General features: G+C 39.9%; 14 protein-coding genes. 10 read left to right on the top strand and 4 right to left on the bottom strand.

Annotated elements, in window-relative coordinates; all coding sequences use genetic code 11:
* Nucleotides 1-275 precede the first annotated feature (275 nt).
* The 3 genes from DBR11_RS10540 to DBR11_RS10530 are packed head-to-tail and all read left to right on the top strand — an operon-like array spanning nucleotide 276 to nucleotide 7,346.
* Entirely contained in the window at nucleotides 276-3,398 is a 3,123-nt protein-coding gene (locus tag DBR11_RS10540; protein WP_108552364.1) for a TonB-dependent receptor, read from the top strand.
* Nucleotides 3,399-3,421: 23 nt separating this feature from the next.
* On the top strand, nucleotides 3,422-5,224 hold the full coding sequence (locus tag DBR11_RS10535; RefSeq protein WP_108552372.1) for a RagB/SusD family nutrient uptake outer membrane protein: 1,803 nt from the start codon (nucleotides 3,422-3,424) through the stop codon (nucleotides 5,222-5,224).
* 16 nt (nucleotides 5,225-5,240) lie between these two features.
* Nucleotides 5,241-7,346 carry a glycoside hydrolase family 97 protein gene (locus DBR11_RS10530; protein WP_108552370.1) on the top strand — a complete coding sequence of 702 codons (2,106 nt, stop codon included), beginning with the start codon at nucleotides 5,241-5,243 and terminating at the stop codon, nucleotides 7,344-7,346.
* A 30-nt stretch (nucleotides 7,347-7,376) separates the two neighbouring features.
* Here DBR11_RS10530 and DBR11_RS10525 read toward each other — a convergent pair whose 3' ends face one another.
* The 4 genes from DBR11_RS10525 to DBR11_RS10510 form a co-directional block, all read right to left on the bottom strand.
* Nucleotides 7,377-8,222: a S1 RNA-binding domain-containing protein gene (locus tag DBR11_RS10525; RefSeq protein WP_108552368.1), complete on the bottom strand. Its 846-nt coding sequence runs from the start codon at nucleotides 8,220-8,222 to the stop codon at nucleotides 7,377-7,379.
* Nucleotides 8,223-8,289: 67 nt separating this feature from the next.
* Nucleotides 8,290-8,742: an RES family NAD+ phosphorylase gene (locus DBR11_RS10520; RefSeq protein ID WP_108552362.1), complete on the bottom strand. Its 453-nt coding sequence runs from the start codon at nucleotides 8,740-8,742 to the stop codon at nucleotides 8,290-8,292.
* A 1-nt stretch (nucleotide 8,743) separates the two neighbouring features.
* A complete protein-coding gene (locus DBR11_RS10515; RefSeq protein ID WP_108552360.1) occupies nucleotides 8,744-9,211 on the bottom strand; it encodes an antitoxin Xre/MbcA/ParS toxin-binding domain-containing protein in 468 nt (155 codons plus the stop codon).
* A gap of 79 nt (nucleotides 9,212-9,290) precedes the next feature.
* On the bottom strand, nucleotides 9,291-9,650 hold the full coding sequence (locus DBR11_RS10510) for a YtxH domain-containing protein (protein ID WP_108552358.1): 360 nt from the start codon (nucleotides 9,648-9,650) through the stop codon (nucleotides 9,291-9,293).
* Between the two features lie 86 nt (nucleotides 9,651-9,736).
* Here DBR11_RS10510 and DBR11_RS10505 point away from each other — a divergent pair, with 86 nt between their 5' ends.
* From DBR11_RS10505 to DBR11_RS10475, 7 genes are all read left to right on the top strand, one after another.
* Nucleotides 9,737-10,891 carry an MFS transporter gene (locus DBR11_RS10505; RefSeq protein WP_108552356.1) on the top strand — a complete coding sequence of 385 codons (1,155 nt, stop codon included), beginning with the start codon at nucleotides 9,737-9,739 and terminating at the stop codon, nucleotides 10,889-10,891.
* A gap of 155 nt (nucleotides 10,892-11,046) precedes the next feature.
* On the top strand, nucleotides 11,047-13,467 hold the full coding sequence (locus tag DBR11_RS10500) for an AsmA-like C-terminal region-containing protein (protein ID WP_108552354.1): 2,421 nt from the start codon (nucleotides 11,047-11,049) through the stop codon (nucleotides 13,465-13,467).
* A 92-nt stretch (nucleotides 13,468-13,559) separates the two neighbouring features.
* Nucleotides 13,560-14,342 carry a heparin lyase I family protein gene (locus DBR11_RS10495; protein ID WP_108552352.1) on the top strand — a complete coding sequence of 261 codons (783 nt, stop codon included), beginning with the start codon at nucleotides 13,560-13,562 and terminating at the stop codon, nucleotides 14,340-14,342.
* 140 nt (nucleotides 14,343-14,482) lie between these two features.
* Entirely contained in the window at nucleotides 14,483-15,145 is a 663-nt protein-coding gene (locus DBR11_RS10490) for a FadR/GntR family transcriptional regulator (protein ID WP_108552351.1), read from the top strand.
* Between the two features lie 45 nt (nucleotides 15,146-15,190).
* Nucleotides 15,191-16,426, top strand: coding sequence for an MFS transporter (locus DBR11_RS10485; protein ID WP_108552349.1), 1,236 nt, complete (start codon nucleotides 15,191-15,193; stop codon nucleotides 16,424-16,426).
* A 106-nt stretch (nucleotides 16,427-16,532) separates the two neighbouring features.
* The gene (locus DBR11_RS10480) at nucleotides 16,533-18,311 is read left to right on the top strand and encodes a DUF885 family protein (protein WP_108552347.1); all 1,779 of its coding nucleotides are present in this window, start codon (nucleotides 16,533-16,535) and stop codon (nucleotides 18,309-18,311) included.
* A gap of 154 nt (nucleotides 18,312-18,465) precedes the next feature.
* Nucleotides 18,466-18,822: a PleD family two-component system response regulator gene (locus DBR11_RS10475; RefSeq protein WP_108552345.1), complete on the top strand. Its 357-nt coding sequence runs from the start codon at nucleotides 18,466-18,468 to the stop codon at nucleotides 18,820-18,822.
* Nucleotides 18,823-19,276 lie beyond the last annotated feature (454 nt).

The following is a 19,276-nucleotide window of genomic DNA, read 5'->3' as shown; positions in this document are numbered from 1 at the left end:
ATATTTTATTGTGGTTATTGTTTTGTAATAAATTGATAAATAGGTATTTAGTATTGATATTGATGTGTTTGGTTTATATTTTGTTTTTGAAAATTGCGACTTATTTATTTATAGAGTCTCTTTGAGTTCATAAATCAAACCAAATATGAAAACTCATCTTGAACTTTACCGGCTGGCATATTTTCTGTATGGCCGCCTTTTTAAACCCAAGCTTCAACTAAGGTCCGTGTTTGTATCTAACTATTTTTAAAGAACCACTAACCAAATTAAACATCATGAACAAAAAATTACAAAAATCATTAGGTTTTTGCTGGCTGTCCCTGTTTATTGCTCTTGGGGCCATGGCCCAGAAAACTGCGGTAAACGGAAAGGTCACCGACACTAATGGAACGCCGCTTCCAGGCGTAAGTATCCTTGTTAAAAGAACTAGTATTGGCCAGCTTACAGATAAAAGAGGTAATTATAGTATAGAAGTTAATAACCCTTCAACGGATGTTCTTATCTTTTCTATGCTGGGTTTCCTTTCCCGAGAAATCAAAGTTTCAGATCATAATAGTACTGTTGTACTGGAAGAAGACAATAAACAGTTGAATGAAGTGGTTGTTGTGGGGTATGGTACCCAGAAGAGAAAAGATCTGACTGGTTCTATCGCTTCTGTAAAAGGAGATATTTTTAAAGACCAGCCTATTACTAATCCTACAGAAGCTTTGCAGGGCAGAATTGCGGGGGTTGATATCGTAAAGAATTCAGGTGCACCGGATGCTACTCCGAGCATTACCATCCGAGGCCTTTCTTCTTTAAACCAACCTGTTCCATTGTATATTGTAGATGGGGTAAGGATGCCTGACGGTAATAACCTGAATGTGCAGGATATTGCCTCGATTGATGTACTGAAGGATGCGAGCGCTGCGGCCATTTATGGTTCTGCGGCAGCTGGAGGGGTTATTGTAATTACGACAAAGAGGGGCTCAGGCGCACCGGTCATTAATTTTAATGCCAGGTATGGAGTTACTAAGCCTAAAACTATACAATTGCTGGATAAGGATGGATTTATCAGATTGCAAAATATCGTTCATCCGCAATTTTTTGCTGGCGCCCAGCACCTGGATACACTGGCGAATACCAATTGGGTAGATGTGCTGTATAGAAATGCGAAGGAGCAAAATTATAACCTTTCTGTAGCTGGTTCCTCTCCCGATGTCAATTACCTGGTATCTGGGTTTTACAATAAGCAGGAGGGAGTCTATATCCGGAATTATTCCAATATTGCCGGTGCTCGGGTCAATACAGAATACAGTTTAGGTAAATACATAAAAATTGGTGAACAACTGTCGGTCTCTCAACGGCAAACTGCACCACCTATTGGTATAGAAGCACAATTGCACAATGCACCCTTCCGTACTTTACCAATTGTTCCGCTCTATAATAAAGATGGTTCTTATGGAACTGCACCTGGCGGTTATAACGGATTGTCGTTTGGGGGGCCTAATCCCTTGGGTACGGCTAATGCTGCAGATGTTGAGGATTTCAAGAATAACCTTCAGGGAAATGTCTATGCAAATATTTTGCTTCCGTTCCACCTGAGTTTCCGGACCACATTTGGTTATTCTTACTATCATGAAGCTCAGAATTATTTTCAAGATGCATTTTCCATTGGTTCTGTTTCCAATGCCAATAATTCCCTTAATAAACTCAGTGTAGACAGCAGACAACTGTTAAGCAATTATGTTTTGACCTATGATCAGTCGTTTGGAGAACACCATCTGAATGCCATCGTTGGTTTTGAACAAATCACCAGTAAGTTTGACAACATCAATACCACAGTGGGTAGTATTGGACAGCCTGGATTTTCTGTAATTCCAACATCAGCCAGCCAGTATGTTGTCAATGGTAAGTATGATAATAACGGTTTAATCCAATCGTATTTTGGAAGATTAAACTATAATTACAGGAACAGGTACTATCTATCAGGCTCTTTAAGACAGGATGCAAACTATACCGTATTTGGCCCAAATAAACAAAAAGGTGTATTCCCTGCCGCATCTGCCGGCTGGAATATTTTTGAAGAACCTTTCTTCAAATCTCTACTGCCTGTAGTAAGTTTATTGAAGATCCGTGGAAGTTATGGTGAATTAGGAAACAGTAATATCGCCCCTTATTCTTATCTGGCGGTATACGGACCTTTTAAAAGTTTTGGAGAGAGTGGTGTCGGTGGACAGAATTTTGCGCCTAATGCTCCATTGATCCTGGGTAACAGTTATGGTGCTATACCAAATCCGGATTTGCACTGGGAAACGGTAAAAGAAACTAATATTGGTTTAGATGCTTCATTTTTTGACAATAAACTCTACTTCACCGCCGAATGGTATAATAAAAATACAGTAGATATGTTGTATGCGCTTCCGGTTTCCCTGAGCTCTGGAATTACCAGCCCATATATTGCTAATATAGGTGCGGTTAATAATAAAGGGGTAGATCTGATGTTGGGTTACAGAAATAGATCAGGAGAACTGGAGTATGATTTAAGCGTAACTGCCGGGTTCAATAAGAATAAAGTAACCCGATTGGATGGAACTTCTACTGGTGCGCTTTATGATGGTTATAACTATTATAGCAGCGGCGATGCCGGGTATAATATGATGCCTAATCAAACCATTACCATAAGCAGGGCCGGACTGCCATTTGGTTCCTTCTATGGATACAAATCACTGGGTATATTTAAAACTGATGCGGATGCTGCTGTACAAAAAGTAGGAGGGATAACTTCCCGTGCAGGTGATCTGCAGTTTGAAGACCTGGATGGAAACCATAATATTACAGATGCGGATCGTCAGGTTATTGGTAATCCTAATCCAAAACTGGTTTACGGGATCAATCTGCGCTTAAACTATAAAGGTTTTGATGTAGCCATGTTGTTTAATGGAGTGGCGGGTGTGGATCTGTTTAATGGTGTGAAGGCTTATGAAATGTCGCCATTTTCTGATGGCAACACCACCTCTAAAGTATTTAATGCCTCTTTCCTTGGAGACAATCAGCTCACAGATCAGCCGCGTTTAGGCGTGGTGAGCAATGGAACTTTTGTTTTGGATCCCAATAAAAATTACAGTTCGGTAAATAGTTATTTTGTGGAGAAGGGCGACTATCTGAAATTGAAAAATTTACAGATCGGCTATACATTTTCCAATACTGTGCTTCAGAAGTTGCGGATTAAAAAAGCAAGGGTCTTTGTAATGGGAAACAATTTATTCACCATTACAAAATATTCCGGGCTTGATCCCGAACTCGGTGCTGCATTTTCTGCAGCGGGGTTTCCCGGACCAACCACCCGCGGCATAGATGCTGTTTCTCAGTATCCGCAGACCCGGATTTATTCTGCTGGCCTGGACATCACTTTTTAATGTTCTATTTAAAATTCATGCACATGTTTAAGAACTTATATATATACATTTTGCTGTTGCTTTTTGCAACCGGATGTAAAAAAGCACCTTCTTTGGTAGGGCCAACTGATCTTTATTCGACCAGTACCTATCCAAAGACCATCAATGATCTGCAAAGTATCCTGTCTCCCTCTTATTCTGATTTAAGGAGTCTGGCTTTATATGGCTTTAATTTAATGCCGAAGGCTATGGCCAACGCTGTTCACACTTCTAACGGGAACTATGGAGATGCCACCTGGCTGGAATGGATGAACAATAACCTCAGCGTAACCAATCAGTTCTCTTCCCAAGCCTGGAGTGCCTTGTATACCGGAGTTAAGAATTGTAATGTAACACTAGAGGCTGCTGATTTCTATGAAAAGAATTATGCTTCTGCTTCTGAGAAACAAACCATCGATTATATACGTGGACAGGCATTGTTTCTCCGGGCTTTCTATTATTTCCAGCTGGAATGTTTTTATGGTGAGAGTTATATTAAACAGGGTGGTGTCAATGCCGCCAAAATGGGTATTCCATTGTACGAGACTTTTCCTAAAACTGTAGAAAGCACACAGCAACCAAGGGCAACTACCCGCGCGGTATGGGATTTTATTGAGAGTGATCTTAAAAAATCTGCAGATCTGCTTAAAGGTAAAGTGTGGACAGGTACAGATTTGGGAAGGATTTCTGAATGGGCAGCAAAAGGTTTACTTGGTAAGGCTTATGTTTTTACCGAGGATTGGAACAATGCCAAAACCGTATTGCTTGACGTGATCCAGAACAGCGGTAAATCTTTGATGCCCTATGAAAAATACAAGGATGCCTTTATTGGGATAACGGCTAATGAATTCAATGAGGAATCGTTGTTTGAACTGAATGTAGATCAGGATAGTAAGAATAATTACGGACCGTATGGTCCTAATCCTAATGCTACGACGTTGAACGGGATGATCTGGTCTCCAAATGTGCTTGGCGCTGATGGCACGGAAACGGCAGCGCATGGGCTGGGTTATACCGGAAACGGAGACATTCATGATATGAATATTAAGCGTTTTGGTTATCCTCTTGGCTATTATACCCTGGTGAGCAATCCAAAATACAACAGCTCAAAACCTGCTAGTTACAGTAATCCGGCCAAGGTGATGGATCCAGCTTATAAAATTCAGGCACAGAATGTTAGGGACCAGAAACTGGCCGATCCAAGATTGTATGTAAATACGGTACAGCCTTGGCTGGATTCGTTGAAGTTTGATGGAACCAATTGGGCACCGGTATCTAAACCGCCTTATCTTGCCGGGCAGGTAAATACCTATGGCTGGGGTTATCGTAAATATGCTGCTCTTTTTTATAAAATTGAAACTGTACAGGCGGATGCCTGGAACTGGTATTTCCTTCGTCTGGCAGATGTCTATTTATTGTATGCGGAGGCAGCAAAAGGTGGTGGAGATGCGGCTACTGCATTGGAATATATTAATAAAGTGCACCGAAGGGCTTATGATTACCCTATAAACGGCGCCTCTCCGGTAGATTACCAGAGTCTGACGGCAAACACCAAAGCCATTAATGATCCAGTTTTGGGAAAAAATCCATTGTATTATGAACGCTGGGCGGAACTATTTAATGAAGGACAATGGTGGTTTGATGTATGTCGTTGGCGCATAGGACCTTCGGAGGCAGCTTATTTTGGATCCACGATCACAGCTCCGAGTCTGCAGTTTAATGAGGCAAAATCTTATTCCTGGCCAATACCACTAGATGAGTTTAATTCCAACTCCCAAATTAAAGGTCAGCAAAATCCCGGGTATTAAAGATAAAAGAATGAAGATGAATAAACTATTTGCTTGTGTATTATGGATCGTGGCTGCATGTAATGTGATGGCCCAGGAAAAAAGTGCTGAAGCAAGCATGAACAAGGTCAGGCTTAAATTTACACTGGATGAAACCGGGCACCCAGGTTATGCTTTGTATTTTGACGGCCAGGCAGTGATCCGGCGATCTGTTCTTGGGTTTGCACTGGCGGAGAACGGTGATTTGGATAATCATTTTGAAATTGTAGGGATCGAAAGGAAGAGTATTGATGAGTACTGGAAACCCGTTTGGGGAGAGGTAAGCCAGATCAGAAATCAATATGAACAGCTGATGGTGCATTTGAAGCAAACAACTGAACCTTTTAGGTTACTAGATGTAGAGTTCAGGGTATTCAATGACGGACTGGGCTTTCGGTATATGTTTCCCCAGCAACCCAACCTAAAATATTTTGTAGTATCAAAGGAACTCACAGAGTTTAATTTAACAGGTGATCACAAGGCCTTTTGGATCCCGGGAGATTACGATACCAATGAATATTCTTATACAACATCAACTTTAAGCAAGGTTGATGCCTGGGCCGTGGAAAGAAAAGCAACAGATATCGCTGTTAGGGTAGTTCCCGATCAATATGCGGTTCAAACTCCGCTCATGCTGAAAACAGCTGGGGGGATGTACATCAATATTCATGAAGCGGCGCTGATCAATTATCCGGCTATGCAGTTGCATGTAGACAGGGATAGTTTTAAACTTTCGGCCAATCTGGTTCCTGATGCACTGGGGAATAAAGCCTACTTACACGCGCCTTTTCATACCCCCTGGAGAACCATCATTGTGAGTAACCGGGCAGAGGATATACTGGCTTCAAAAACTATCCTGAACCTGAATGAACCTTCAAGGATCAAAGAAACAGGCTGGATCAAGCCGATGAAGTTTGCCGGGGTTTGGTGGGAAATGCAAACTGGTAAAAGTACCTGGAGTTATGCAGACAACCTGGATAGCCTGGATTCTAAAGGGCAACTTATTCCCAACGGGAAACATGGTGCCAATACGGCCAATGTTAAACGTTATATAGATTTTGCAGCAAAGAACGGAATAGCTGGGGTATTAGTAGAAGGATGGAATACAGGATGGGAAGACTGGTTTGGCAACTGGAAAGAAAATGTGTTTGATTTTGTAACCCCATACCCGGATTTCGATGTACAGGGCATTTCCGACTATGCAAAGTCTAAAGGAGTTAAAATGATTATGCATAATGAGACCTCTGGTTCTGCAACGACCTATGAGCGTTACGCAGATACGGCTTTTCGCTTTATGAAGAGGTATGGCTATCCGGCAGTAAAAACAGGCTATGTTGGAAAAATAATTCCCCGGGGTGAACATCATGATGGACAGTGGATGGTCAATCATTATGAGCGAATTGCTCAAAAAGCGGCTGATTACAAGGTTATGCTGGATTCTCATGAGCCCAATCGTCCTACGGGTTTGCACCGGACGTATCCGAATTGGATGGCCTATGAGTCGGGCAGGGGAAATGAATACAATGCCTTTAGTGATGGTAACCATCCGGATCACGAAACCATTTTGCCTTTTACCAGATTGATGGGAGGGCCGATGGATTATACACCTGGTATTTTTAAACTTCGTGGTTATGCAAGTTATGCGCCCGCAAGGCAGGTTCATACTACGCTGGCCAAGCAGCTGGCTTTGTATGTGACCCTTTATAGTCCGTTACAGATGATAGCAGATTTACCTGAAAATTATGAGGCTCACCCGGATGCTTTCCAATTTATTAAAGATGTAGCCGTTGACTGGGATGATACCAAAGTGGTAGAGGCAGAACCTGGAGCTTACATCACCACAGCCCGTAAGGCAAAGGGAACAGAAAACTGGTTTATTGGTGCAATTACAAATGAGGAGGCCAGAACAGCTCTAATTCCATTGAACTTTCTCCAGAAAGGCAAAAAGTACAAAATGAGTATTTACCGCGATGCAAATGATGCTGACTGGAAGTCCAATCCGGAAGCTTATATTATTGAACATGTTCAAGCAGATGCAAAAACTGTCCTCCGGTTAAAATTAGCGCCGGGTGGCGGTGCAGCTATAAGTATAGTGGCCCAGTAAATAAAAAAATAAAGCAGGGGAAACCCTGCTTTATTCTGCTTCTTCGTCTACGACAATTTTGATCTCATGGTCTGAAACGGTGATCAACCTGTCTTTGTAAAGACTACCAATCACTTTTTTAAATGCGTTTTTGCTCAGTTTAAAGCGGCCGTAGATGTCATCAGGTGAACTCTTATCGCCTAAATGTATAATACCTCCACAGGCCCTTAACTCTTCCAGTATGATGTCTTTGTTGTCCAGGATATGTCCATATCCCATAGGTTGCAGGCTAAGGTCTATTTTGCCATCAACCCTTATTTTTTTAACCCAGCCTTTTCTAACTTCTCCTGAATTCAGTTCATCAAACAACTCATTGGTATATAATAAACCAATATATTTATTGTCTATAATTGCGTTGAAGCCAAGATCAGAACGGTCTACAATTAATAAACTCACTTCATCACCTTCTTCCAGCTCAATATCTTCTTCTTCAACAAAATTGGTGAGGCGGGAGGAGGCAACCATACGGTCATTATTGTCGTCAAGAAATACATACACTACATGTTTGTCTCCCTTAAACATAGGTCTTTTTTGTTCTTTTTGAGGTACATACACATCCTTGTCAATGCCAAGATCCATAAATACACCGTCTTCTCCTTCATCTACCACGGTTAAATAAGCAAAATCTCCCACACAGGCCAGAGGTCTTTTTGTGGTGGCCAGTAAACGGCCGTCTTTGTGTACATAAACAAAAACAGAGATATTTTCGCCGGTTTCAGTATTTGGTGGAACTTGATTATAAGGCAGTAAAACCTCTTTGTCTCCGTCGGTTAAGATTAGCCCGTTTTCGGTTTTATTGATGATCCTTAAATCGTTGTATTGTCCAATTGATATCATTTTGTTTGTTGTTAAGCCATTTTCTTCAATGACTGGGTATAATATATAATAGCGCAAAGGTAATAAACTAAAGACCCTTTATACGCTTATCAAAAACAAAAGATTTGGAATCGAGTAATTTGATGAGCTTAAAATCGGTGTGCATAGGATTCAACAGGTAATTATATTCTCCATCAATTATAGATGAGCATACCTTTAGGACGGGAGAACGACCCTGTTTTATCCAGTCTTCACCCATCGTCTGAGTTATGGGCATATGCTCAAAATCGGTCCAGTTAGAAGGCAGGTTGCTATACTTCACATCAAGAATAAGTAGATCATCTGGAATTTCAATCGTCATCACCCTGAAGTTTGAATTTAATCCAAGCTGGTTTCTGTGTACCACATTCTCTAAACAGGCAAGAGATATAGAGCCGGAAGTATAGATCATGTCTATTTCATTGGGGTTCCACCTTGCGGCTCGTCCTGAAGCCATAAGAGCGGTTGCATATTTAGCCAGTGTAATCCGGTAAACAAGCATATTACGCTAAATCACCAAACTCAATTCTGATCAGTTCTTCTTCAATCAGGCTTATCCCGGTAATGGTATCCATCAGGTCAAAAGGAACTTGATTGCCGAGTCCGTAGGACGGCATATTGAGCCATTGATGAAAAGCATGGCCCGAACCAAAGACCTCCATGCCCTTATCGAACAGGGCAAAAGATTTTAATAACTTTTCACTTAAGGCTGCATCCAGCTTTAAATCATTGGTGGCATAATTCTGAATGGTCTTAACCGTGGTTTTAAAAGTTTCCTGGAATTCTTCTTTTGAAAAACCAGATATGGAAATAAAATCAAGCGCAGCTTTTGCTGACAAGCCTTTTTTTGAATTGGTGAGCAGGCTGATTTGGTTCAAATAATAGGGCTGATAGGTTCCCATAACCTCATTAACACTATTTATAGTATTTTCAGGGTCGTTTTTATAAGATTTAGCTGTTTTCTTTGCCATGACAACTCCATTTCCTTTGATTGGAATAAAGATACGGAAAAATTTCCAATAAAAAAGGAAATTTTTCCGTTACAGGAGTTTAGCTATGTTGTACAGCATCATTCACGTCATCTGATGCGTTTTTGACGGCTGATTTAGCTTTATCTGCCGTATCTTCGGCCTTTTTCTTTACTTTATTAACGATCTCGTCTTTTGCATCTGCAGCTTCATCAAGTTCATGACTGAATCTTCCTTTTATACTATGTAGCTTATCTTTTACGGTTTCGGCTAAATCACCAGCTTTATCAGAAATCTTTCCTCTGGTATTTTCACCACTTTCAGGAGCGAATAATATTCCCACCACTGCTCCAACGGCAAGTCCTGCAAGTAATGCCACAATCGGCAACGAAGAATCTGTTTTACGTGAGGCGCAGTCTGATAATAGTTTATTGAATTTCATAGTTCATTGTTTTTGTATAAAACACACTAAGGCTGATACTGTTTTAAGAAAATTAAAAATTACCTTTGCGCAACCGATTCCCATTGATGATTACAAAAAATAAACACCGGATCTTCCTGAGTCTTTTTTTCTTTATTTCAGGTTTTACTTTTGCGACCTGGGCTTCCAGAATTCCCACCATTAAAAGTACCTTTAACTTTAACGAAGCAGAACTTGGCTCGGCCTTGCTTGCTTTACCCATCGGTTCATTAATAGGGCTGCCTATTTCGGGATGGCTGGTTTCCCGGTTTAACAGCAGGGTTCCATTAGCATTTGGATATGGTTTAAATACAATAGCACTGGCCTTGATTGGTTTTGCACCTAATACGCTGAGTTTGATTGTGGCCATGGTGATGTTTGCCTTTACGACCAGGATCTTCAACATCTCTGTAAATACACAAGCGATTGCGCTTCAAAAACAATTTGACCAAAAAATAATTGGATCCTTTCATGGCTTCTGGAGTACCGGAGGTATTGCAGGAATTGCATTCTCTACCTTTTTACTTGCTCTGAATGTAAGTCTACAACTTCATTTTATGATTGTTGCAGCAATGGCATTGGCAGCAACCTGTTACTCTTATCGATTTCTATTACAAAATGACAGGGCAAAGAGTGGGAATAAACTGGTTATTAGTAAGCCGGATCCTTACATACTATATCTTGGGTTAGTGGTTTTCTTTGCTGCCATTTGTGAAGGTGGTATGTTTGATTGGAGCGGCATCTATTTTCAAGAGGTGATTAAAGTGAAGATCTTTACTTACGGTTATCTGATCTTTATGACTTTTATGGCCATGTCGAGATTTGCATCAGACCTGATTATTGTACGCATTGGTATGCCTGCAACTTATATTATGAGTGCTGTATGTATTGTATGCGGTATTTCAATGGCCATTATTTTTCCTCATTTTTGGACAGCAATGGCTGGTTTTTCGCTGGTTGGGTTTGGTACTGCAGCTGTTGTTCCGATGTCCTACGCACTTGCAGGCGCCTCCAGAAAATATTCTCCGGGGATGGCGATCTCTATCATCACAACCTATACTATTACAGGAATGTTACTGGGCCCACCAATGATTGGATATCTTGCCCATGCCTTTAATCTAAGAGTATCCTTTATTATTTTCGGCCTTTGCGGTTTAATGCTCGCTCCAATTTCTCAGTTGTTTTTTAAGTACAAGAATTCACTGGAGAAATTAGATTCATAGGTTTAATTATTATCTTCAGTTTGCTATCTTTAAAAAAGAGGAGTTCTTGTTTAAAATTTATATCATAAATTTTAAACAAACAAGAGGCAATATTGCATTTTGGTCGCAGAATTGCTAGCTGGAAACTATATTATTTAACGTTTGATCCTTAACCTATGCCGCGCTGGACAAAAATCTTACTCAAAACATTAGGTGTAATTGTCGCTTTAATTGTCGTGATCTTCACTGCTCTGGGATTTTATGTGAATTCTCATAAGAAAGAACTCTTGTCATCCATCACCAAAAAAATGAATGAAAATCTAAATGGAACTTTGACAGTGGGTGATATGGATCCCACTTTTTTTAAAGGCTTTCCAGGAATTTCGCTTACACTGAAAAATGTAGTGATCAAAGATCAGCAATGGAATGTCCATAAGCATACTCTACTGGACGCAAAAAGGTTCAATGTAACCGTCAATGCAATGGCTTTATTAAAAGGTACAATAGAGATTAAAAAGGTGAGTATCAATGATGCCGCAGTTTATCTTTATACAGACAGTACAGGATACAGCAATACGTCGATCTTTAAAAAGAAGAAAAAAGAAGAACCTAAAAAAGACAATAAGGAGTCTTCGACAGAGATCAGGAAATTTGAACTTAATAGGGTAAGTTTCGTGCTTGACAATCAAAAAGGGAATAAATTGTTTCAATTTGATGTTAACGATCTGGACGGAAATATGGAATATCCTGATTCTGGCTGGAATGCCAGCCTTAAGTTGAAGACTTTGGTGAAAAGCCTTGCATTTAACACCCAAAAAGGCTCTTTTATTAAAGACCGTCTTTTAGAGGGGCCTTTTGCTATTCATTACGATAAGAAGCACGAACAGATTGTGGTTGCACCCAACAGGTTAAAGATTGGAGAGGAGGATTTTATTATTGGTGCCAAATTTGATGTGGGAGAGGGGCCTGCTAATTTTGTGATCAATATAGAAGCCCCGGCAATTCTATGGAAGAACGCGTCAGCCCTGCTTACACCCAATATCAGTAAAAAGCTAAATATGTTCAACCTGGCATCTCCTATACATGTAACTTGTGATCTTATTGGGGATATGGGGGCTGGAGGAGATCCGAATATTCATGTAAAGGCACAGGTCAGAAAGAATGTGCTAACCATTCCTGGCGGGGAAATCCAAAACTGTAATTTTGATGGTGTTTATACCAATAACCATGTTCCTGATCGGGGTTTTAACGATGCAAATTCTTCCGTTATGCTATATCGTCTTGCAGGAGACTATGAACAGATGCCTTTCAGCATCGATACTGCGGCAATTGTTAATTTTGAAAGGCCTGTGGCAAAAGGCGTCTTTAAATCCAATTTTGACATTACAAAACTGAACAATGTGATCGCCGATAACTTACTGAAATTCAAAAAGGGTACTGCTCATGTGACTTTGGCCTTTAAAGCAGATGTAGTTAATTTCCAGCTCACTAAGCCCTATGTTCAGGGGCTCGTAGATATTAAAAACGCAGATGTAGATTATGTACCAAGAAGAATCAACTTTAAAAATACGGCCATTTCTTTAAATTTCACAGAAAAGGACCTCTTTATCCGCAATATCCGCCTGCAGAGTGGTAAGAGTATAGTAAATATGGAAGGTTCTATACAGAACTTTCTAAACCTTTATTATAATGACCCCGAAAAGATCGTTCTAAACTGGCAGATCCGAAGTCCGCAATTGTATATAGGAGAGTTTTTGGGTTTCCTGAGTACAAGGAAACCTGTATCCGTTAAAAGAAGCAAATCTTCCAAAACCAGTTTTTCAGATAATTTAAATGCACTGTTTGATCAAAGTAAGGTGAATATGAACGTGGTTATAGATAAATTATATTATCTTAAATTTATAGCTACCGGTGCTAAAGCAGATCTGGCCCTTTCTGAATCTGGAATGACGATTAAAAATGCAATTGTAAAGCATGCGGGAGGATCATTAGCCGTTAACGGTACGCTCTATCAAAAGAATGGACACAATCGTTTTGCTGTAAATGCAACAGTGAGTAATGTAGATATTAAAAACTTCTTTTACTCTTTCAACAACTTTGGTTTAACTTCTCTGACCTCCAAAAACTTGAGAGGGTATTTGTTTTCTAAAGCTAAAATTACCGGAGCCATTACCGACCAGGGAGGTATTCAGAAAAATTCTATTGATGGAAACATTATTTTTGATCTAAAAAAAGGAGCTCTGCTTAATTTTGAACCGATTACCAGTGTGGGTAAATTTGCTTTCCCATTAAGAGACCTGAACAATATCACTTTCAGTAACTTGAATGGGAACTTCGATCTGAACGGAGAAAAAATAAAGATCAATCCCATGATGATTAGCTCAAGCGTTCTTAATATGAACGTGTCTGGGGTATATTCTCTCGGGAGTGGAACCAATATTGCGCTTGATGTGCCACTGAGAAATCCCAAAAAAGATACGGAGCTTGCTGTCTCAGAACGTAAGGAGAAAAGAATGAAGGGAATTGTACTGCACATCCTTGCGACAGATGGAGAAAATGGAAAGATCAAGTTCAAATGGAATAAAAATCATGACTAGCTAATATCGCTGAATCATAAGCCAATATATCAGCACATTAGGGCACTGAGGTTACTTAACTTAAGTTCTCAATTAACCCTAAAATCACTCTTATGAGAAAAGTTAAATTAGCATCTTTAGCGCTTTATGTAGCGATCACTGCAGTTTGTGGTTGCAAGAAAAATCAGGACTTAACAGGTAACTCTCCAGACCTTTTGAGCTCCGGTAGTCAATTAAATTCCATTCAGCCATTTTCTGTTCTGTTTAACGGAGACGCTGTCAATGGATCTGCCAATGTGTGGAAAGACATTAATATTGAAGGTACCGGGACTGTTACTACAGTTAATGACGAAACCAACACACTGACATGGAAATTTCTTAAACCAGTGAATAGTCACCGTACGGAAGGCCATGGGGCAAAGAATTATCAGGCATCAGAGGGAGATCTGATTTATATTGGCTGGACAAGCAAGATTTACATGCCGCAAAATCTCAAAACGGAAGCCATCTTCCAGTGGAAATCTTACCCTACAGATGGGGCTTTACAGAACCATCCCATCATGCTCAGAACACGTAACGGGCTTCTGGAATTGCAGCATTTCGATGACAATCACGTAGCCACAGTTCCATGGTCTACTACGCTTTCAACAAATACCTGGCTTAGTTTTGTGATCGGCATGAAAGTATCGCGTAATCCTGCAATTGGGTATATTGAATTTTGGTACAATGGTGTCAAACAAACCCTTTCCAATAATGCACAACGTTTGTACTGCCGTACCCTGGATGTGAATATTTGCGATCCTAAATGGGGTGTGTATGGCGGGGATACAGATCAGGTTTCCCATTTTGTGAAAAAAATACGAATTGCAGATACTTACCAGGATGCTGCTCAGTAAATTATATATTGACAATATCGGGCCATTTTCAAACGGCCCGATATTGCTCTAGCATGAATAAACAGTACATCTTTTAAAAGATTCATATCATTTTTTGGTTATTTGAAACAAACCACTATTTTTGTCATTCATCTGATGATATGACGACAATAATTGCTAAGAAATCACTGGCCGACGAAGTAGCTGCAAGATTACAGGAACAAGTTTCACTTGGGCATTATAAAGTTAATGATAAGCTCCCTATTGAGCCGGAGCTTATGAAGCACTTTGGTGTAGGAAGATCGACCATCAGAGAAGCGATAAAAATTCTTGTCAATTCAGGGCTGTTACGCGTACAGCAGGGACTTGGTACTTTTGTAGAACCTTTTACTGGTAGCCGGGAGCCAATGGACCAGCGGTTAAAACGGGCCGACATACACGATTTAAATGAAGTAAGGCAGCTGCTGGAGATGAAAATTGCAGAAAAGGCGGCAGTAAGCCGTACGGAAGCTGATATTTCAGCAATGAAACAACATCTGGCAGAAAGAAAACAATATGCAAAGGATGGATTGCTAAAGGAATGCATTGAGGCGGATATTAATTTTCATACTGCTCTGGCAGAAGCCTCTAAAAACGAAGTTTTGGCAGACCTTTATAAATCCGCATCAGTACATGTAAAAAAATGGTTTTTTGAGATCTACAAGGACACCGAAATATTCACTCTTAGTCAGCCTTCTCACGAACAACTTTTAAAATACATTATTGCAGGTGATAGTAAAAAGGCTTGGAATACTTCTATAAAAATAATAGGCCAAATTTTATAATATTTTTTTACTCTTAATCATCAGATGATCTGATTTATTTTAATTATGAAACCTCTTACCCCACAAGCCACAACAGTTGACACGAAAGAACTGGTCCAAAAAACAGTATTCTCCGTGCTCTTTACAATTAGTTTTACCCATCTGCTTAATGACATGATGCAGTCGGTGATACCTGCTATTTACCCGTTGATCAAACAGAATTTTAAACTCTCTTTCACACAGATCGGGATGATTACCTTTACCTTTCAACTTACTGCTTCTTTACTGCAGCCATTTGTTGGTTTTTATACCGATAAAAAACCTCGTCCGTATTCTCTTGCTGTTGCCATGGCCTTTACTTTAGTTGGCCTGGTACTGCTGTCTACTGCAAATAGTTTTTTAAGTTTACTGATTTCAGTCAGCATGATTGGGATTGGTTCATCTATATTTCATCCCGAATCTTCCAGAGTAGCCCACCTGGCCTCTGGAGGGAAGAAAGGATTGGCTCAGTCTATATTTCAACTGGGTGGAAATGCAGGAAGTGCAATTGGGCCACTTCTTGCTGCATGGATTGTGATTCCTTATGGCCAATCTTATGTAATTTGGTTTGCTCTGGCAGCTGTTCTGGGCATGATGATCTTAACCCGAATTGGTAAATGGTACAAAGAACATTTATATCTGAAGAAAAAAGCATCTGTAAATACCGCTGAATCTGCAGGGCCGGCATTGTCTAAGAGAAGAATATTGGTTTCATTGTCTATTCTACTGGTGCTGATCTTTTCAAAGTATTTCTATATGGCCAGTATGACCAGCTATTTTACATTCTATTTAATTGATAAATTTCATGTTTCTGTACAGCAATCACAAATGTATCTTTTTGTGTTTTTAGCTGCGGTGGCCGCAGGAACAATGATTGGTGGCCCTCTTGGAGACCGTTTTGGTAGAAAATACATCATATGGATCTCTATATTAGGGGCAGCACCTTTTACCTTGCTTTTACCTTTTGCAAGTTTGTTCTGGACAGGTATACTTGCAGTGATTATAGGTGTCATCATCTCTTCTGCATTTTCTGCTATATTGGTTTATGCAACTGATCTGGTACCTGGTAAAGTAGGCATGATTGCAGGTTTATTCTTTGGTTTTGCCTTTGGAATGGGGGGGGTAGGCTCTGCATTTTTAGGTTGGCTGGCTGATAAGACGAGTATTGAATATATATTTAAAATCTGTGCATTCTTACCGCTGATTGGTATCATTACCGGCTTCCTGCCGAATATTGAGCATCAGGTAAAATCACAAAAATAAGCTTGTCTCGTCTGGTTGTAAGTTTTTATTATAATACCTGACGTTTAATAGGAGATTTTTTTTAGATCAATCAATTCCTTAGATTTAGTTTCTAAATCAATCCGAAATGAAGAGAATCATGTATGTCTTGTTGTGTGCAGGCGCATTTGCAGCCTGCAAGCAACAGAACAAAAACGGTAATGGAGAGGAGAACAAGAACTTTTCCAAACTTTGCGACCAATATTATGAAGAGGGTTTGAAGTTATTTCCTCTCAATGCAACTTATGCAGGCGATGACAGGTATAACGATCTCCTGCCTAATGATGGCTCCGTTCAGTTTATTAGTGAAACCAAGGACTTTTACACCAAATATCTGGATAGCCTGAAGGGCTATGATCGTGAAAAATTAAATGACAATGATAAGCTTTCCTATGATGTTTTAAAAGACCAGTTACAGGTGAGCTTGGATGGTTTGAAGTATCACTTTGAATACCTGCCGTTTAATCAGATGTTTGCACTGCCACTCACTTTTGGACAGCTTGGCTCTGGTACTGGTGCACAACCATTTAAAACGATTAAGGATTATGACAACTGGCTGAAACGGATTTCTGCATTTACTGTATGGGCGGATACGGCCATTGGTAATTTTAAAAAAGGAATACAAACCGGAATAGTTCTCCCAAAAGCATTGGTGGTTAAAATGTATCCTCAAATGTACAGTATGGTGGTCAGCGATCCGAAGAAAAGCCTTTTTTATGGCCCGGTTGCTAATTTTCCTAAAGATTTTTCAGATGCAGACAAAAAGCGGCTAACCGACTCTTACAGTAAAGCCATTTTAAATGAAATCGTCCCTTCTTATAAAAAGATGGGTGATTTTCTAAAGAACGAATATCTGCCAAAAGCCAGAACAACTTCTGGTTTATCTGCTTTGCCTGGTGGTAAAGCTATGTATATCTACCTGGTGAGACAACAAACCACTACGACTAAATCGCCTGAAGAAATTTACCAGACGGGTTTGAAAGAGGTGGCAAGGATTAAAAATCAAATGGACAGCATCAGAAACAAAGTTGGTTTTAAGGGAGACCTGCATGCGTTTTTTGAATACATGCGAAACGATCCGAGATTCATGCCTTATAAAACACCTAAACAAGTCTTGGATGCTTTTGAGGATATCCACAAACGCATGGAGCCAAATTTAAAAAAGATGTTTAACCATGTTCCTAAAACACCTTTTGAGATCAGGCAAACAGAAGCCTTTAGGGCAGCTTCTGCAAGTGCGGAATACAATCAAGGCTCCGCGGATGGAAAACGGCCTGGTATTTTTTATGTACCAATTCTGGATGCCGCGAAGTTTAATATTACTTCCGGAATGGAATCTTTATTTCTTCACGAGGCTATCCCAGGGCATCATTATCAAATCTCACTGACCCAGGAGAATACAAGCTTACCCAAATTTCGCAGATTCGGAATGCATAATGCTTATGTAGAAGGATGGGCCCTGTATTGTGAGTCTTTGGGTAAAGAACTTGGGTTGTATACTGATCCATATCAGCATATGGGGGCTTTGGGTGATGAAATGCACCGAGCCATTCGTTTAGTGGTCGACGTGGCTATTCATACTAAAAATATGACCAGAGAGCAGGCTATCAAGTACATGATGGATAATGAGGCTATTAACGAACAGGGAGCAACAGCAGAAATTGAGCGGTATATGGGGATACCGGCGCAGGCCTTAGGCTATAAGATCGGCGCGATGAAAATCCGCGAGCTGCGCAACAGATATGAAAAAGAACTTGGCGGAAAGTTTAACCTGGCAGAATTCCATAACCAAGTGCTTAAAGACGGCTCACTGCCGCTGAGTGTATTTGAAAATAAAATGGATACCTGGGCAAAAACGCAACAATAAGTTTTCTTTATAAACAGATTTTACGGTCATCCGGGGTCTTCCCCAGGTGACCGTTTTAATTTAAAATCTTGCAGTTAACTTTTTCTTAATCAGCTGGAACATCAGAGTTAAAGTGATAATCTTATACTTGAACTATAAAACCATAGCGCAAGTCATGCGAAAAAAAGTTCATGTTGTAGAAGACGACGAAGATATTAGGTTCATTATTGAATTTACACTGCAGGATGCCGGTTATGACGTTAGTGTTTCTGCTTCGGCCTATGATTTTAAAAAACATATGGTACATCATCATCCTGATCTTATTTTGATGGATATCCGGTTGCCGGATGGGGATGGACTCCAGCTCTGTAAAAATCTGAAAGAAGGTAGCGGTACAGAAGAGGTACCCGTCATCCTGATGTCTGCTCATTTCCCGCAGCATGAAATGATCGACCAGTACTTCGCCAATGATTTTCTGAGTAAGCCTTTCGAGTTAAAAACATTACTAAAGAGAATAGAAGATCATATTTAGTGATTTTTAAATTATGGATAAGCACCTTATTTATAGGTGTTTATGATGTAAAATGAGTTGCTTCTTAAAATTAATTCTACTATTTTAGTAGAATTAATTGTTTTTTCAGATTTCATTTCTATCTTTGACATTAATTATTGAAAATAACGCAGTCATACCTGATATGAAAACATCAATTAGAATCTATTTTCCCATGCATGACCACCCTAACAGGTGCATGGAAAACTGTTGTTGTTGCAGGTGTTGTATGTGTTAAAAACACATTTTTTAAGGGTCAAATTTTAAATTTTACGGAATAAAAAGCAGCTGTACGAACCAACGGCTATTGATTTGGGATGTCCTGATATCCCCCGGCATTTAGTAACCGGAATATTATGGTGGTCATTTATTCGGGCTTGCTGTAATAAAGGGGGATATCGGGACTGAACAAATACCACCTCTAATTAATCACCAC

Source organism: Pedobacter sp. HMWF019 (genome assembly GCF_003061025.1).
In the GTDB taxonomy this organism is placed as follows: domain Bacteria; phylum Bacteroidota; class Bacteroidia; order Sphingobacteriales; family Sphingobacteriaceae; genus Pedobacter.
This window is presented reverse-complemented; position numbering and strand designations above follow the sequence as displayed.

Excerpts from the sequence above, each read along its gene's own strand:
- DBR11_RS10540 (WP_108552364.1), top strand. The coding sequence starts at position 276 with ATGAACAAAAAATTACAAAAATCATTAGGTTTTTGCTGGCTGTCCCTG.
- DBR11_RS10535 (WP_108552372.1), top strand. The coding sequence starts at position 3,422 with ATGTTTAAGAACTTATATATATACATTTTGCTGTTGCTTTTTGCAACC.
- DBR11_RS10530 (WP_108552370.1), top strand. The coding sequence starts at position 5,241 with ATGAATAAACTATTTGCTTGTGTATTATGGATCGTGGCTGCATGTAAT.
- DBR11_RS10525 (WP_108552368.1), bottom strand. The coding sequence starts at position 8,222 with ATGATATCAATTGGACAATACAACGATTTAAGGATCATCAATAAAACC.
- DBR11_RS10520 (WP_108552362.1), bottom strand. The coding sequence starts at position 8,742 with ATGCTTGTTTACCGGATTACACTGGCTAAATATGCAACCGCTCTTATG.
- DBR11_RS10515 (WP_108552360.1), bottom strand. The coding sequence starts at position 9,211 with ATGGCAAAGAAAACAGCTAAATCTTATAAAAACGACCCTGAAAATACT.
- DBR11_RS10510 (WP_108552358.1), bottom strand. The coding sequence starts at position 9,650 with ATGAAATTCAATAAACTATTATCAGACTGCGCCTCACGTAAAACAGAT.
- DBR11_RS10505 (WP_108552356.1), top strand. The coding sequence starts at position 9,737 with ATGATTACAAAAAATAAACACCGGATCTTCCTGAGTCTTTTTTTCTTT.
- DBR11_RS10500 (WP_108552354.1), top strand. The coding sequence starts at position 11,047 with ATGCCGCGCTGGACAAAAATCTTACTCAAAACATTAGGTGTAATTGTC.
- DBR11_RS10495 (WP_108552352.1), top strand. The coding sequence starts at position 13,560 with ATGAGAAAAGTTAAATTAGCATCTTTAGCGCTTTATGTAGCGATCACT.
- DBR11_RS10490 (WP_108552351.1), top strand. The coding sequence starts at position 14,483 with ATGACGACAATAATTGCTAAGAAATCACTGGCCGACGAAGTAGCTGCA.
- DBR11_RS10485 (WP_108552349.1), top strand. The coding sequence starts at position 15,191 with ATGAAACCTCTTACCCCACAAGCCACAACAGTTGACACGAAAGAACTG.
- DBR11_RS10480 (WP_108552347.1), top strand. The coding sequence starts at position 16,533 with ATGAAGAGAATCATGTATGTCTTGTTGTGTGCAGGCGCATTTGCAGCC.
- DBR11_RS10475 (WP_108552345.1), top strand. The coding sequence starts at position 18,466 with ATGCGAAAAAAAGTTCATGTTGTAGAAGACGACGAAGATATTAGGTTC.